This is a genomic window from Nonomuraea sp. NPDC003560 (assembly GCF_042878785.1).
Taxonomy (GTDB): Bacteria; Actinomycetota; Actinomycetes; order Streptosporangiales; family Streptosporangiaceae; genus Nonomuraea.
The window spans coordinates 675667-690819 of sequence record NZ_JBIAOF010000004.1; the positions used below are offsets into that span (position 1 = coordinate 675667).

Sequence of the window (15153 nt, forward strand, 5' to 3'; positions counted from 1 at the left end):
CGATGATCGCGGTGGCCGCACGCGTCTCCGCCCTTGCCCACCGGAACACCGTTGCAGGAGGACGCCAAGTGCGCTGGCTCGACGTGCGCCGACACAGCTTGACCAAGAAGGGCGCGGCACGTGGCCGTGGGTCACACCTGTCGGGTGACGGCATCGCCCTCGCCCGCTTCATCGGCTCCGGAGTCGGTCCCTACGAGCGCGTGGTCACCAGTTCGTCTCCTCGGGCCGTCGAGACCGCTGTCGCGATGGGTTTCGCCGTCGACGACACCATGGAGATGCCGTCGGGTTATGTGCCGGGAGAGATCGCTCGGCACGCGCAATGGGGCTGGACCGAGCCCTACCGGCGGCTCGCGGAGATCATCCGGGAGGGCCGGGAGGCGGCGACCGTGGCCGAGACCCACCGAGCGATCTGGGTGGACACGGTCCGCGACGTCGCGGAGGGCTGCTCGGCGCTCCTGGTCGGGCATGGAGGGGCGATCGAGCTGGCGTTGGCGGCGTGCTTTCCGGACGCTTCACACGACTCCTGGGGGACGCCGTTCGCGCACTGCGACGGTGCACGCCTCGGCTTCGACGACGGCCGGTTCGTGAGCATCGAGTTCCACCGGGCGCCGCAGAGCCCCGTCCGGACGAGTTGAAGATCGCCGGCTGCGGCTGGCGTACTGGCCCAGCAGGACTCGGTCCTTCTCTTCGCGCTCGGGCTTCTCGCGCTCGGGAGCCGAACCGCTCCGGCTGAAGCGTGGGCGAGGAGGCTTCCGTTCGCTCGGATGGCTGCCTACCGGCGGGGCGAGGTGGTCAGCATTGGGTGTTCGGCGGCGGGAGGGTCAGGTCGGTGAAGTAGCGGTTCATCAGGTCGCGGGCGCAGGGGTTGAAGCCGTAGAGGGTGTGACCGGGGCCGTCGTGGCGGATGGTGACGCTGCCGGGGACGGCGGCCAGAGCACGTTCGACCGCGTCCGACTCGCCCCAGGCGCCTGCTCCCAGGACCGGAGGCACACCCTTCGGGAGGGGAGCGGGCGGGTTGGTGACCGGGGCCGGCCAGCCGATGCAGGTGAGGGTCGCCGAGGCCAGCGTGTTGGCGGTGCCGGTGAGAGGGGCGAGCTTGCGGAGGCGGGCGTCGGTGCTGGCCAGTTCCTTGAGGGTCGTGGGGCGCGGCCAGTCGAGGCATTCGGTGACGGGGGTGGTCTGGTCGGGGTAGCGGGCCCCACGGGCTGGGACGAAGTCGGAGGCGTCGCCCTGGCCGGCCGCCTTGCGGATCGCGCGTGCCAGGGCGGTCCAGGCGGGGGCTCCTTGGCGGGCCATGAAGAGGGCGAGGGACTGCAGGTCGCGGGCGTTGTAGGCCATGTTGGCCGTCGTGGTGGGGATGGGCTTGCGGCGGGCTCGTTCGGTCAGCTTGTGCCAGAGGCCGGGTATGTCTTGGCAGTCGTGGGCGGCGCACCAGGTGAAGAAGCGCCGCATGGACTGCTCGTTGGACTTCGCCATCTCCTCCAGTTCGCGCGACCAGTCGGCGGTGCTGTGGTTCCAGGTGCCGTCGAGGACCATCGTGCGGATCTGGTCGGGGAAGAGGCGGGCGTAGTCCTGGCCGTAGAAGCCCGCATAGGAGGCGCCGTAGTAGTTGAGCTTCGCGCCGCCCAGGGCCTTTCTGATCGCCTCCATGTCTCTGGCCTGGTCGGCCGAGCTCATGTTGGCGAACAGTTGGGGGTCTTGGTGGCGGCATGCCTCGGCGAAGCCGCGGTTGGTGTCGGACAGGCGGCCGAAGCCGGCGTCGTCACGGGGGGCTTCCGGGATGGGGATGCGGGTCCAGACGCACGCCAGGCCGGTGCTCAGGCCGCCGAACTGCTCGCCGTAGCCGCGGGTGTCCCAGGTGACGATGTCCATGCGCTCGCGCAGCCGGGCCCACCAGTCGGGGACGGCTGCGGTCGTGCCGATGCCGGGGCCTCCCGGGCCGCCGTAGGCGACCAGGACCGACCCTTCGGAGGCGCCGGTCGCTTTCAGCCTGCCCAGCTTCAGTGTGATCTTGCGGTCGTCGGGCTTGCGCCAGTCGACCGGGACCTGGAGGTCGGCGCACTCCATGCCGATCTTGTCGTTGGGGCAGGGCTGCCAGGTCAGTGAGGTTCCGGCGGTCATGGCGATTGGGGTGACCGAGGAGGGACGGGCTGTGCTCCCGCTGCCGGGTCGGGTCTCGGCGCTCGGGGTGGCGGTGGCCATGGCAGGTTGGCCGGCGATCGCCAGCAGGGTGGCCAGGATCGTGGCGAGGGGTTTCGGCATGCGGTCATGATTGCGGCGCGGGGGTCGGGAGCGCGTCGGACCAGGGTCTGATCTTGGAGCGGGGAAGTCCTACCACGGGTTGTCAGACCGTGGTCTGGCCGGGGCCACGCACCCGCTCTGTGGTCCAGCCGGTGCCACGCACGGCCCATGGTCCAGCCGGTGCCATGCACGACCCGTGGTCCAGCCGGTGCCATGCACGACCCGTGGTCCAGCCGGTGCCACGCACGACCCGTGGTCCAGCCGGTGCCACGCACGACCCGTGGTCCAGCCGGTGCCATGCACGGCCCGTGGTCCTGCCAATGTCAAGCAGGATCCGGAGCCCGGGTTACTGCTCGTGCAGGCTGTCTCGTCACCTAACCGTCGAGGAGTCTGTCCGGTCAGGACGCTCGGTGAGGGGCGGGTCGTCGCTCGGCAGGGGCGCGGGAAGGCGTCGTGCGCGTTCGAATGGCCTGGCAGCACGGCGGGCTCGGCGGGTACGGCTGCGCTAGCCTGCCGGGATGCGGCGGATTCTGGTGGCGGGCATCAGCGGGGCGGGCAAGTCGACGCTCGCGCGCGCACTGAGCAACCGGATTGGCGTGCCCTGTCACGAGATGGACGGCCTGTACTTCGCCGGACCGGGTTGGGCCGTGGACGAGGCGTTCCCGGAGCGGGTCGCCGAGATCGCCGGGACCCCGGCGTGGATCTTCGACTCCTTCGGCTACCCGGAGGTGCGCGACCTGCTGTGGGAACGCGCCGACAGCATCGTCTGGCTGGACTATCCGCGCCGGGTCGTCATGCCGCGGGTCCTGCGGCGCTCGCTGCGCAGGACGGTTCTGCGCGAACCCGTCTTCAACGGCAATCGGGAGACGGTCGCCGGATGGTTCCAGAGTGATCATCCGGCGTGGTGGGCCTGGTCGCAGCACGCGGCGCGACAGGCGGAGATCCGGCGGCGCACCCGTGATCCGCGTTTCGCTCCCCTGCGCGTGCTCCGCTTCACCGGCCCGTACTCGGCGGCGGTATGGCTGCGGTCGGTCGGGCCCGCCTGACGGCGGACCGCCTCCCCTCACAGGCGTCCGTCACCTCAGGGCCGTCTGCTTCACCCACGCGGTCGGCGGGGTGAACGTGGGGTGGGCGGACCGGGATCGCAGGATTCTGGACGTTCGGGGTGTTCGACCTCAAGGTGGGCGGAGGCGGCGCGGGAGAGTCGGGTCATGGTTGAGATGTCGTCCGCGCAAGGCGGCTCGCAGGAGCGCTCCCCCACCGGCCGGGTGCTCATGGCCGTCGCACGTCGCTGGCCCACGGTGCTGGGCGTGGCTTTCATGGTCTTCAATGTCCTCGGGCTGGAGGACGGGCGGGACGCGGCCCTTGTGGTGTTCCTCGCCGCGCTCGTCTACCTCGCCACGGCGGTGACCGGCAGGCCGGAGGTGGCCTGGCCGTTGTTCGGGGCGTCCGTGGTGGCGGTGGCGGTGCTGCGGCTGCTCGGGCTGGCGCCGTGGCCGGGGCTGGTCGGGGGTGCGGTGTGCGTCGCGATCGTCGGCCTGGCGGGCGGGCTGGTGAGGAGGCCGACGCTCGTCGCGGCGCAGGTTCCCGCGATGCTGGTCTTCGGGGCGGTGTCGGTGGCCGCGCTGTCCCTGTCGCCTGCGGTCGGAGGCTGCCTGGTCGCCGCGGCGCTGGTCGGGCATGCCGTTCTGGACGTGGTCCTCTGGCGCAGGAACAAGGTGGTGGTCCGGTCGATGGCCGAGTTCTGCGCCGCGCTCGACCTGACGCTCGGGGTGGTGGTCGTGGTGCTGACGGTCTCGGCCTAGACGGCGGCGTCGGCCGGTGTCGAGGGCCGCAGGGCGAACCCAGCACTACCGGTGGGATTACCTTCATCCGGAGCCGAGAATTCCGACCTCGTGACCCGCGACCGCCACCTCGCACCGGGGCGGCGGCACGAGAAGAGGAACTCGACCATGCCCAAATATCTGATCCAGTCCACGTACACCACAGAGGGTCTCCGCGGCGTGCTGCGGGACGGTGGCACCGGACGCCGGCAAGCGGTGGATCGCCTGGTGGAAAGCCTGGGCGGACGGGTCGAGCAGATGTACTTCGCGTTCGGCGAGACGGACACGTTCGTGGTCGTCGACCTGCCGAGCAACGCGGCGTCGGCGGCGTTGGGGATGGCCGTGTCGGCGTCCGGGGCGGTGCGGACGACAACGGTCGCCCTGCTGACGGCGGAGGAGATCGACGAAGCCACCCGGATGGATGTGGCTTACCGGGCTCCTGGCGCGTGACAACCAGGCGCGGATGCAGGCGCAGGCCCATGCCTGGGCTGGCCCATGCCTAGGCTGGCGGGATGTCGGCGAAGGCAGCCGTCGGACACGGCGGTGAGGCACTACGCAGGTGCGAACCGCGCGGCGAGCGCCAGAGCGGCGGCTTGTACGGCTCGCCGGGGAAGGTCAGGTGCGCTCAACCTCCAGCACTGAGACGCGGTCGGCGATCTTCCGCAGCTTCGCCTCGAACACAGCCCGCGGGTCGTCGACGACGGAGGTGAGGGCCACCATTGCCGTCACGATCACGTCGCACAACTCGTCGGCGAGGTCCTGGCGGGTGTGGGAGGCGGGTTTGCGCGGGTTCTGGCCGAGTTCCCCGATACGGGCCTCGACCGCCTCGCCGAACTCCTCGCCGATCTTCATGACGCGCAGCGTGAGTTCATGAGGGTCCCGGCCGTTGTTGCGGTCCAGCCACGCCACCAGCTCGCCGATCGTGGACCACGGGTCTGTCGAGGTGGGATCAGGCATCGGGCTCCTCCTCCATGCCGGCGTCTGGCGTCGAGGCCGGGCGTCCGCCTCACGGACGGCAGCGTTCGATGGACTCAGAGTGGTGCGCTCAGAGCGCCCAGCGCAATGATCGGTGGCGTGAGTCGAGCTTCTTCACCGTCGTGAGCGTGAGAGGGCTCGGTGTCCGGTGGGCCCGAGGGTCGCCGCCCTTGGGCCCACCGGGTGACGTACGCCCGCCTGGGGAGCGTGCTGCTAGACGTGGGCGAGCAGCACGGCGGGGTTCTCCACGCAGTCGGCGACGAAGCGCAGGAAGCCGCCCGCCGCGCCGCCGTCGCAGACGCGGTGGTCGAAGGTGAAGGACAGCTGGGTGATCTTGCGGGGCACCACCGCGCCGTCGTGCACCCAGGGGCGGTCGATCACGCGGCCCACCCCCAGGAGCGCCGCCTCCGGGTGGTTGATGATGGGGGTGGAGCCGTCCACGCCGAAGACGCCGTAGTTGTTGAGGGTGAACGTGCCTCCCGTCAGCGCGGACGGGGGCAGGCTGCCCGAGCGGGCCAGTGCCGTCAGGCGGGTCAGCTCGGCGGCCAGGCCGGCGGTGGTCATGAGATGCGCGTCGCGGACCACCGGCACGACGAGGCCACGTTCGGTCTGGGCGGCGAAGCCCAGGTTGATGTGGCCGTGGCGGACGATCTCGGCCCGGTCGGTGTCGACCGAGGAGTTCAGCTCGGGGAAGCGGAGCAGGCCGGCCACGCAGGCTCGGGCCAGGAGTGCCAGCAGGCCGATGCCCAAGTCCGGGCTGGTCCGCCGGAGGGTGTCGCGGATGGCGAGCAGGTCGGTGGCGTCCACGTCCACCCAGGTGGTGGCGTCGGGGATCTCGGTGCGGCTGCGGGTCAGCTTGTCGGCGACCGTACGGCGCAGGCCGCGCAGAGGGATGCGCTCCGCCACCAGGGCCACCCGAGACGCGGGGACCGCCGGAGACGCCGCCTGGTCGGCGGACGGGGCCTCAGGGGTTGCGCCGGAGTCGGCGCCCGCGTCGGCGCCCGGGTTGGCGATGGCGTGTTCGACGTCCCGGCGGAGGATGACGCCGTGCGGTCCAGTGGGAAGGACGGCGGCGAGGTCCACGCCGTGCTCGCGCGCCATCCGGCGCACCAGCGGCGAGATCACCCGAGGCGCACGCTCCGACCCGCCCGGGGACGGAGAAGCAACCGCCTCCAGCGCGGGTACCGGTGCGGGACCCGATCCCGAAGCAGGTGCGGGCGCCGGTGCGGGGCCTGATCCCGAAGCGGGTGCGGGGGCCGGGGTGGAGGGAGCCGGGTTGGTGCGGCGGGGGCGGCGGCGGCTCTTGTGGGGGGTGCCGGTGGTGCCGTAGCCGATCAGGACGTTGCCCGAGCCCGCGCGTTCCTCCTCCCGGTACCGCGCCGCCGCCGGGTCCTCCTGCGCGTCCCCGACCTCGATGAGCGGCTCCCCCACCGCCACGACCGCGCCCGCCTCGGCGTGCAGCCGCAGGACGGTCCCCGCGTACGGCACGGGCACCTCCACCGCCGCCTTCGCGGTCTCCACCTCCACCACGATCTGGTCGATCTCCACCGTGTCCCCCACGGCCACCTTCCACTCGACGACCTCGGCCTCGGTCAGGCCCTCGCCGAGGTCCGGCAGCCGGAACACCTGCCGCGCGGCGGTCGCCGTCATGACGCCTCCCGGGTGAGGTGCAGCAGGTCGGGCTGGTCGTCGAACTGGAGCCGGTCCACGGCGTCGAGGACGCGGTCGACGTCCGGGAGGTGCGAGTGTTCGAGTATGGGCGGCGGGTACGGGATGTCGAACCCGGTGACGCGCAGCACCGGCGCGGCCAGCGAGTGGAAGCACCGCTCCTGCACGCGGGCGGCGATCTCCGCCCCCACCCCGGCGAACCCCTGGGCCTCCTGGATCACCACGCAGCGCCCCGTCCTGCGCACGGAGGCCACCACGGTCTCGTCGTCGAACGGGACGATCGTCCGCAGGTCGACCACCTCCAGCGAGAGCCCGTCCCGGGCGGCGGCCTCGGCGGCCTGGAGCGCCACGGGCACGCTGGGCCCGTAGGCGACGAGCGTCGCGTCGCGGCCCTCGCGGCGGACGGCGGCCCGGCCGAACCCGGCGGCGCGGCGGTCTTCGAGGGAGGTCTCCTCCTTGGACCAGTACAGCCGCTTGGGCTCCATGAAGATCACCGGGTCGGGGTCGGCGACGGCGTCGCGCAGCAGCCAGTAGGCGTCGTCGGCCGTCGCGGGCGTCACGACCTTGAGCCCCGGCGTGTGGGCGTAGTACGCCTCGCTGGAGTCGCAGTGGTGCTCGACGCCGCCGATGCCGCCCGCGTACGGGATCCGGATCACGATCGGCAGCGACAGCCGCCCGCGGGTGCGGTTGCGCAGCTTGGCCACGTGCGAGGCGATCTGCTCGAAGGCCGGGTAGGCGAAGGCGTCGAACTGCATCTCGATCACCGGGCGGAAGCCGCCCATGGCCAGGCCCACGGCCAGGCCCACGATCCCCGCCTCGGCCAGCGGCGTGTCGAAGCAGCGCTCCTCGCCGAACTCCTTGGTGAGCCCGTCGGTGACGCGGAAGACGCCGCCGAGCGGCCCGACGTCCTCGCCGAAGACGAGGACGCGCTCGTCCTCGCGCAGGGCGTCGCGCAGGGCGGCGTTCAACGCCTGGGCCATGGTCATCTTCGCGGTCATGTCAGTCCTCCCGCGCGGTCAGCTCGGACGCCAGCAGGGCCCGCTGCTCGTGCAGCTGGGGCGTCGGCTCGGCGAAGACGTGGTCGAACAGCTCGAAGGGGTCGGCCTCGGGATCGGCGTTCATCGCCTCGCGCAGGCGGGCGGCGTACTCCTCGGCGGCCTGGTGCGCGCCGGCGACGTCCTCGGCGCCGAGCAGGCCGCGCCCGCGCAGGTAGGTCTCCAGCCGGGCCAGCGGGTCGGCCGACTCCCACTGCTCGACCTCCTGGCTCTCGCGGTAGCGGGTGGGGTCGTCGGCGTTGGTGTGGGGGTCCATGCGGTAGGTGTGCGCCTCGACGAGGAACGGGCCGCCGCCGGTCCTGGCGTGCGTCACGGCGGCGGTCAGCACCGACAGCACGGCGACGAGGTCGTTGCCGTCCACCTGCTCGGAGGGGATGCCGTAGCCGATGCCCTTGTAGGCCAGCGCCGGGGCCGCGCTCTGCTTGGCCAGCGGGACGGAGATGGCGTACTTGTTGTTCTGGACGAAGAACACGACGGGGGCGCGCAGCACCGCGGCGTAGTTGAGCGCCTCGTGGAAGTCGCCCTCGCTGGTGCCGCCGTCGCCGATGAAGGCCATGACGACGCCGTCCTCGCCCTTGCGGCGCATGGCCTCGGCCATGCCGACCGCGTGGATCGTCTGGGTGGCCAGCGGCGTGCACTGGGGGGCGACGCGCGTGGCGGCGGGGTCGTAACCGCAGTGCCAGCCGCCGCGCAGCAGCGTGAGCACCTCGACCGGGTCGAGGCCGCGGGAGACGAGCGCGACCGAGTCGCGGTAGGTGGGGAACAGCCAGTCGTCCTCGCGCAGCGCGAGCACGCCGGCGATCTGGCAGGCCTCCTGGCCGCGGCTGGAGGGGTAGACGGCCAGCCGGCCCTGCTTGGTCAGCGCGGTCGCCTGGCGGTCGAAGCGGCGGCCCAGGACCATCCGCCGGTACGCCTCCACCAGGTGCTCCCCGGCGGGCTCCGCGTACCCGGCGGGCGGCTCGACGGCGGTGCCGTCCTCGGCGACGAAGCGCACCGGCTCTGGTGAGGGCAGCAGGCCGTCGACCGTCTGGGGACTCCTCCTCACGGACATGGCGACGCTCACTTTCTCTGGACGTTTGTGAGGGAAAGCGTCCGCTCCTGGAGCCATCCGTTCAAGACATCAGGCATGATGAGCGACAAACGGCTTTATATGGGACTAATGGAGGGCCAATTGTCAGCCAACGAGGGCGTCGAGGGCGGCTGGCCGGGACGTTCGGCCGCAAACCTGGACGGAGTGGACCGGGCGATCATCGCCGAGTTGCTGCGCGACGGCCGGATGTCGATGCGCACCCTGGCCGAACGCGTGCACGTCTCGCGCGCCAACGTCTACGCCCGGCTCACCCGGCTGATGGACGACGGCGTGATCACCGGCTTCACCGCCGAGCTGGCGCCGCACCGGGCGGGCCTGGGCACCAGCGCGTACGTGTCGGTGACGATCGAGCAGAACTCCTGGCGCCAGGTCACGGCACGGCTGCGCGAGACGCCGTACGTGGAGCACTTCGCCATGGTCGGCGGCGACTACGACGTCCTGGTGCTGGTCAGGACGCCGGACAACGCCGCGCTGCGGCACGTCGTGCTGGAACGCATCCAGGACATCCCGGGGGTGCGGGCCACCCGGACCTGGCTGGTGTTCGAGGAGGCCCGCGGCCGGGGCGCGGAATGGGGGGCCCACGACAGCTGAGCCCCCACTCCGAGCCCTCGTTCAGCGCCCTCGTTCAGCGCCCTCGTTCAGCGCCCTCGTTCAGCGCCCTCCGAAGGTCGGCCTGCGCTTGGCGAGGAACGCCTCCACCGCGCCCGCGTGGTCGGCGGTCAGTCCGAGGCGGGCCTGCGCGCGGGCCTCCTCGGCGAGCACCGCGCCGAGGCCCTGCTCCCACCCCTGCGCGATGAGCCGCTTGGACTCGGCGTAGGCCGCGGTCGGCCCGGCCGCCAGCCGGGCGGCCAGCTCGCGTCCCGCCACGCACACCTCGGCCCCGGGCACCACCCGCCCCGACACGCCCCACGCGACCGCCTGCGCGGCCCCGAACGGCTCGCCGAGCAGCACCAGCTCCTTGGCCCTGGACTCGCCGACCGCCCGCGTCAGCGTCGCCGACAGGCCGGAGTCGCAGGTGAGCCCGATCCCCGTGAACGCCGTGGCCAGCTTGGCGTCCTCGGCCAGGACGCGCAGGTCGCAGGCGAGCGCGAAGGCCAGCCCGGCGCCCACGCAGGCGCCGTTGACAGCGGCGACGACCGGCTTGGGCATCGTGGCCAGGAGCCGGACGACCGGCGCGTAGTCCGCCTCGACGGTGTCGAAGGCGTGGCCGGGATCGGCGCGCAGGGCCTCGGCGTGCTCGGCGAGGTCCTGGCCGACGCAGAACGCGCGGCCCGCGCCGGTCAGCAGCACGGCCCTGACCGAGTCGTCGGCGGCGACCTCCTCCAGCGCCCGGCGTAGGGCCTGCTTGAGCCCGTCGTTCAGCGCGTTGCGGTGGTCGGGACGGTTGAGCGTCACGACGGCCACGGCGCCGTCGCGTTCGAGCAGGACCGGGGTGTCGTCCACGTCAGCCCTCCGGCCAGGTCTTGGCCACCAGGGTCAGCACGTCGTACGTGGCGACCGGGACGCCGTCCTGGTTGGTCACGGTGGCGTCCCAGCGCACCTCGCCGTAGTCGGCGCCGCTGCGCGGCGTGATCTGCTTGACGGTCAGCGCGACGGCGATGGCGTCGCCGGCCTTGACCGGGGTGAGGAAGCGCAGCCCGTCGACGCCGAAGTTGGCCAGCACCGGGCCGGGCGCCGGGTCCACGAACAGCCCGGCGGCCAGGGACACCACCAGGTAGCCGTGCGCGACGATGCCGCCGAACAGCGGGTTGCGGGCGGCGGCCTCGGGGTCGGTGTGGGCGTAGAAGGTGTCGCCGGTGAACTCGGCGAAGTGCTCGATGTCGGCGAGCGAGACCGTGCGCGGCGCGGAGGCGATGGTGTCGCCCACCCGCAGCTCGGCCAGCGACTTGCGGAAGGGGTGGACGCCGGAGTCGGCGCGGGCCGAGCCGGTCGTCCAGCGGCCGGTGATCGCGGTGAGCTGGTCCGGCGAGCCCTGGACGGCGGTGCGCTGCATGTGGTGCAGGACGCCGCGCACGCCGCCCAGCTCCTCGCCGCCGCCGGCCCGCCCGGGGCCGCCGTGGACGAGGACCGGCAGCGGCGAGCCGTGCCCGGTGGACTCCTTGGCGTCGTCGCGGTCGAGGACCAGGACCCGGCCGTGCCAGGGCGCGAGCCCGAGCACGACGGACCGGGCCACCTGCGGGTCGTGGGTGGCGACGGAGGCGACCAGGCTGCCCTTGCCACGCGCGGCCAGGGCGACCGCCTCCTCGACGCCGTCGTAGGCGAGCACGGTCGCGACCGGCCCGAACGGCTCCACGTCGTGCGGCTCGGCGGCGCCGGGGCGGGCGCGCAGCAGCAGCGGGGTCATGAACGCGCCGCGCTCGGGGTCGCCCTCCAGCAGGGACGCGCCGCGCGGGTCGCCGTGGACGACCTCCGCGCCGGCCCGCAGCGCCTCGACCGCCTTGCGCACCTCCTCGCGCTGGCCCAGGCTGGCCAGCGGGCCCATGCGCACGCCGGGGTTGCGCGGGTCGCCGACGGTGATCGAGGACAGGCGCGCGGCCAGCGCCTCGGTCACCTGGTCCGCCAGGTTCGCCGGCACGAGCACGCGGCGGATGGCCGTGCACTTCTGGCCCGCCTTGACCGTCATCTCGGTGACGACGCCCTTGACGAACAGGTCGAACTCCGGATCGTCCGGGCGCACGTCGGGGCCGAGGATCGAGCAGTTGAGCGAGTCGGCCTCGACGCCGAGCACGACGCCGCCGTCGAGCACGTTCGGGTGGCGGCGCAGGATGCCGGCGGTGTGGGCCGAGCCGGTGAAGGCGACGGAGTCCTGGACGGTCAGCTCGTCGAGCAGCCCGGCGGGGCTGCCGGCCAGGAGTTGGAGCGTCCCCTCCGGCAGGATGCCGGACTCGATGATCTGCCGGACGGCCAGCTCGGTGAGGTAGGCGGTCTGGGCGGCGGGCTTGACGATCGAGGGCAGCCCGGCGAGGAAGGCCGGGGCCAGCTTCTCCAGCATGCCCCAGACGGGGAAGTTGAAGGCGTTGATCTGCACGGCGACGCCCGGCCGCGAGGTGTAGAGGTGCTGGCCGGCGAAGGTGCCGCCCTTGCCCAGGCGTTCCAGGCTGCCGTCGAGGAAGACGGTGTCGTTGGGCAGCTCGCGCACGCCCTTGCTGGCGTAGCTGAACAGGGTGCCGATGCCGCCGTCGACGTCGACCATGGTGTCGCGGGAGGTGGCGCCGGTGCGCGTGGACAGGGCGTACAGCGCGTCCTTGCCTTCGAGCAGGTGCTTGGCCAGCGCCTTGAGCAGGGCGGCCCGCTCGTGGAAGGTCAGGGCCCGCAGCGCCGGGCCGCCGGTGTCCCTGGCGTGCCTGACCATGGCCGCGACGTCCAGCCCCCGGCTGGAGATCCGCGCGACCTCCTCGCCCGTCGCGGCGTCGAGCAAGGGTTCCCCGTCGTCCGACGCGCGGAACCATCGTCCGGCGGCGTAGCTCTCCAGCAGCGCGCTCACGCTGTCTCCTCTCTTGCGCGGAAGCCCCGACTCATGCAACCGTATTACTGACCGAGCGATAAGTAAATAAGACCGATGTCTCGGAGGGACGATGACCACCACGCCGGCGGAGCCGGACCTGGAGGAGCGGCTGCAGTCCGCCTTCGACGCGACCATCGCGGGTCACGACCGGATCGAGCCCCGCGACTGGATGCCGGAGGCGTACCGCAGGACGCTCGTCCGCCAGATCGCCCAGCACGCGCACTCCGAGATCATCGGCATGCAGCCGGAGGGCGAGTGGATCGGGCGCGCGCCGTCGCTGCGCCGCAAGGCGATCCTGCTGGCCAAGGTGCAGGACGAAGCCGGGCACGGCCTCTATTTGTACTCCGCGTGCGAGACGTTGGGCGTCTCCCGCGCCGAGCTGACCGAACTCCTTCTGGCCGGGAAGCAGAAATACTCCTCGATCTTCAACTACCCGACGCTGTCCTACGCCGACGTCGGCACGATCGGCTGGCTCGTGGACGGCGCCGCCATCTGCAACCAGGTGCCGCTGTGCCGCACCTCCTACGGCCCGTACGGGCGCGCGATGATCCGCATCTGCAAGGAGGAGTCCTTCCACCAGCGGCAGGGCTACGAGCTGCTGATGACGATGATGCGCGGCACCGAGGCCCAGCGGGAGATGGTCCAGGACTCGGTCAACCGGTTCTGGTGGCCCTCCCTCATGATGTTCGGCCCGCCCGACGACCGCTCCCCCAACAGCGAGCGCTCGATGGCCTGGGGCATCAAGCGCAACTCCAACGACGAGCTGCGCCAGAAGTTCGTCGACATGACGGTCCCGCAGGCCAAGGCGCTCGGCGTCACGCTGCCCGACCCCGACCTGCGCTGGAACGAGGAGCGCGGGCACCACGACTTCGGGCAGCCGGACTGGTCGGAGCTGGCCGCGGTCATCCGCGGCGACGGGCCGTGCAACGCCCAGCGGATGCGCCACCGCCGCGCCGCCCACGAGGACGGCGCCTGGGTGCGCGAGGCCGCGTCGGCGTTCGCGAGCCGCACGGCGGCCGGGGCGGGCGCCCGATGAGCGCCGACCGCCGGGAATGGCCGCTGTACGAGGTGTTCGTCCGGGTCAAGCGCGGGCTCAACCACGTGCACGTCGGGTCGCTGCACGCCCCCGACGACGCGATGGCCCTGCGGCACGCCCGCGACGTCTACACCCGGCGCAACGAGGGCGTGAGCATCTGGGTCGTGCGCTCCGACGCCATCACCGCCTCCAGCCCGGACGAGAAGGACCCGCTGTTCGCGCCGAGCGGCGACAAGGTCTACCGGCACCCGACGTTCTACGACATCCCGGGCGACGTCCCGCACATGTGAGAGGGGGTCCAGCGTGAGCGATGACCACGAGAGCATCTTCGACGGCCTGACCGGCGGGGACTCCGCGCAGTGGGCGTTCGGCACGGACTTCGAGGACCCGCTGGCGGGCGTGGACACGACCGTGCCCGACGGGGTCGGCTCCGCCGAGCTGGCCGCGTACTGCCTCATGCTCGGCGACGACGCGCTGGTCATTTCGCAGCGGCTCACGGAGTGGTGCAGCCGCGCGCCCGACCTGGAGGAGGACATCGCGCTCGCCAACGTGGCGCTCGACCTGCTCGGGCAGGCGCGCCTGCTGCTGGCGCGGGCGGCCGCGGCCGACCCCGGCGTGGTGCCCGCGCTGCCCGAGGGCTCGCCGGTGCCGCCGGAGGACGCGCTGGCGTTCTTCCGCGACGCCGGGCAGTTCAGGAACGTGTGGCTGGCCGAGGTCGAGAACGGCGACTTCGCGCACGTCGTCGTGCGCCTGCTGCTGTTCTCGACGGCCCGGCTGGCGCTGCTGGAGCGGCTGTCGGCGAGCGCGGACACGGTGCTGGCCGCCGTCGCCGCCAAGGGCGTCAAGGAGGTCGCCTACCACCGGGACTGGGCGGGCCGCTGGTTCCTCACCCTGGCCCAGGGCACCGAGGAGTCGCGCCGCCGGCTCGACGCCGCGCTCGGCGAGCTGTGGCCGCTGCTGGCCGAGCTGGTCACCGCGCACCCCGTCGAGCTCGCGCTCGCCCGTTCGGGCGTCGCCGTGGAGGCCGCCGCGCTGCGCGCCGACGTGGACGCCGTGCTCGGCCAGGTGTTCACCGTGAGCGGCGTGCCCCTTCCGTCCGACGACGACGAGCCGGACGGCAACCGAGGCGGCGGCCGGGACGGCGTTCACACCCCGGCGCTGGCCGGCCTGCTCGCCGACATGCAGTCGGTCGCCCGCGCCCACCCGGCAGGCCGCTGGTGACCGCCGCCGAGCACGCCGGCCCCGCGCCCGGGGACGCCCGCGAGCGCGCCGCCCGGGTCGCGGAGCGGGTGCGGGACCCGGAGATGCCGATGCTCACCCTGGCCGACCTCGGCGTGCTGCGCGGCGTCGAGCTGCGGCCGGGCCCGGACGGCGAGGTCGTGGTCGCCTCGATCACCCCGACGTACACCGGCTGCCCGGCCATGGCGACCATGCGCGACGACCTCGTCCACGGGCTGCGGGCGGCGGGTTTCCCGCGGGTCGAGGTGCGGGTCGTGCTCGACCCGCCGTGGTCGAGCGACTGGATCTCCGAGCGCGGCCGGGACGCCCTGCGGGCCGCCGGACTGTCGGCGCCCGGACCGGCCCGGCGGACGTCCGGGCCGGTGCCGCTGACGCTCGGCCCGGCCAGGACCGCACCGGCCTGCCCGCGCTGCGGCTCCCGGGCCACCCGGCTGACCTCCGAGTTCGGCGCCACCGCCTGCAAGGCCCTCTACGCCTGCGCCGACTGCCTGGAACCGTTCGAGCATGTCAAGGAGATATGA

General features: G+C 72.8%; 16 protein-coding genes. 9 read left to right on the forward strand and 7 right to left on the reverse strand.

The genetic code is table 11. The features are described 5' to 3' along the window. The first annotated feature begins 68 nt into the window (after positions 1-68). Positions 69-635, forward strand: a complete 567-nt coding sequence (locus tag ACFYUV_RS19320; RefSeq protein ID WP_387670013.1) for a histidine phosphatase family protein — start codon at positions 69-71, stop codon at positions 633-635. Positions 636-792: 157 nt separating this feature from the next. Here ACFYUV_RS19320 and ACFYUV_RS19325 read toward each other — a convergent pair whose 3' ends face one another. Further along, positions 793-2262 carry an alpha/beta fold hydrolase gene (locus ACFYUV_RS19325; protein ID WP_387670015.1) on the reverse strand — a complete coding sequence of 490 codons (1470 nt, stop codon included), beginning with the start codon at positions 2260-2262 and terminating at the stop codon, positions 793-795. Between the two features lie 497 nt (positions 2263-2759). Here ACFYUV_RS19325 and ACFYUV_RS19330 point away from each other — a divergent pair, with 497 nt between their 5' ends. The 3 genes from ACFYUV_RS19330 (at position 2760) to ACFYUV_RS19340 (ending at position 4514) form a co-directional block, all read left to right on the forward strand. Continuing rightward, positions 2760-3287, forward strand: a complete 528-nt coding sequence (locus ACFYUV_RS19330) for a hypothetical protein (protein ID WP_387670016.1) — start codon at positions 2760-2762, stop codon at positions 3285-3287. A 165-nt stretch (positions 3288-3452) separates the two neighbouring features. Beyond that, positions 3453-4046, forward strand: coding sequence for a hypothetical protein (locus ACFYUV_RS19335; protein ID WP_387670018.1), 594 nt, complete (start codon positions 3453-3455; stop codon positions 4044-4046). 147 nt (positions 4047-4193) lie between these two features. Next, positions 4194-4514 carry a GYD domain-containing protein gene (locus ACFYUV_RS19340; protein ID WP_387670020.1) on the forward strand — a complete coding sequence of 107 codons (321 nt, stop codon included), beginning with the start codon at positions 4194-4196 and terminating at the stop codon, positions 4512-4514. A gap of 165 nt (positions 4515-4679) precedes the next feature. Here ACFYUV_RS19340 and ACFYUV_RS19345 read toward each other — a convergent pair whose 3' ends face one another. The 4 genes from ACFYUV_RS19345 to pdhA form a co-directional block, all read right to left on the reverse strand. After that, positions 4680-5021: a MazG-like family protein gene (locus ACFYUV_RS19345; RefSeq protein ID WP_387670021.1), complete on the reverse strand. Its 342-nt coding sequence runs from the start codon at positions 5019-5021 to the stop codon at positions 4680-4682. Positions 5022-5252: 231 nt separating this feature from the next. Next, positions 5253-6689 (reverse strand): dihydrolipoamide acetyltransferase family protein, encoded by a 1437-nt coding sequence (locus tag ACFYUV_RS19350; protein ID WP_387670022.1) that lies wholly within the window; start codon positions 6687-6689, stop codon positions 5253-5255. Then, positions 6686-7705, reverse strand: a complete 1020-nt coding sequence (locus ACFYUV_RS19355; RefSeq protein ID WP_387670023.1) for an alpha-ketoacid dehydrogenase subunit beta — start codon at positions 7703-7705, stop codon at positions 6686-6688. Before ACFYUV_RS19355 ends, ACFYUV_RS19350 begins: the two co-directional genes overlap by 4 nt. Before the next feature lies 1 nt (position 7706). Next, a complete protein-coding gene (gene pdhA, locus ACFYUV_RS19360; RefSeq protein WP_387670024.1) occupies positions 7707-8807 on the reverse strand; it encodes a pyruvate dehydrogenase (acetyl-transferring) E1 component subunit alpha in 1101 nt (366 codons plus the stop codon). A 126-nt stretch (positions 8808-8933) separates the two neighbouring features. On the opposite strand from pdhA, the gene ACFYUV_RS19365 reads away from it, so the two are divergent. After that, positions 8934-9443 (forward strand): Lrp/AsnC family transcriptional regulator, encoded by a 510-nt coding sequence (locus ACFYUV_RS19365; RefSeq protein WP_358005837.1) that lies wholly within the window; start codon positions 8934-8936, stop codon positions 9441-9443. Between the two features lie 60 nt (positions 9444-9503). Here ACFYUV_RS19365 and ACFYUV_RS19370 read toward each other — a convergent pair whose 3' ends face one another. Both ACFYUV_RS19370 and paaZ read right to left on the reverse strand, forming a co-directional pair. Next, the gene (locus ACFYUV_RS19370) at positions 9504-10295 is read right to left on the reverse strand and encodes an enoyl-CoA hydratase/isomerase family protein (protein ID WP_387670026.1); all 792 of its coding nucleotides are present in this window, start codon (positions 10293-10295) and stop codon (positions 9504-9506) included. Between the two features lies 1 nt (position 10296). After that, positions 10297-12336: a phenylacetic acid degradation bifunctional protein PaaZ gene (paaZ, locus tag ACFYUV_RS19375; RefSeq protein ID WP_387670027.1), complete on the reverse strand. Its 2040-nt coding sequence runs from the start codon at positions 12334-12336 to the stop codon at positions 10297-10299. 91 nt (positions 12337-12427) lie between these two features. Between paaZ and paaA the strand changes: the two genes are divergently transcribed. From paaA to paaD, 4 genes are read left to right on the forward strand one after another with little or no spacing between them, the layout of a single operon-like run. Further along, the gene (paaA, locus tag ACFYUV_RS19380; protein WP_387670028.1) at positions 12428-13393 is read left to right on the forward strand and encodes a 1,2-phenylacetyl-CoA epoxidase subunit PaaA; all 966 of its coding nucleotides are present in this window, start codon (positions 12428-12430) and stop codon (positions 13391-13393) included. Next, a complete protein-coding gene (gene paaB, locus ACFYUV_RS19385) occupies positions 13390-13683 on the forward strand; it encodes a 1,2-phenylacetyl-CoA epoxidase subunit PaaB (protein WP_352324188.1) in 294 nt (97 codons plus the stop codon). Before paaA ends, paaB begins: the two co-directional genes overlap by 4 nt. A 13-nt stretch (positions 13684-13696) precedes the next feature. Beyond that, on the forward strand, positions 13697-14614 hold the full coding sequence (gene paaC / locus ACFYUV_RS19390) for a 1,2-phenylacetyl-CoA epoxidase subunit PaaC (RefSeq protein WP_387670029.1): 918 nt from the start codon (positions 13697-13699) through the stop codon (positions 14612-14614). Beyond that, entirely contained in the window at positions 14611-15153 is a 543-nt protein-coding gene (gene paaD / locus ACFYUV_RS19395; RefSeq protein WP_387670030.1) for a 1,2-phenylacetyl-CoA epoxidase subunit PaaD, read from the forward strand. Before paaC ends, paaD begins: the two co-directional genes overlap by 4 nt.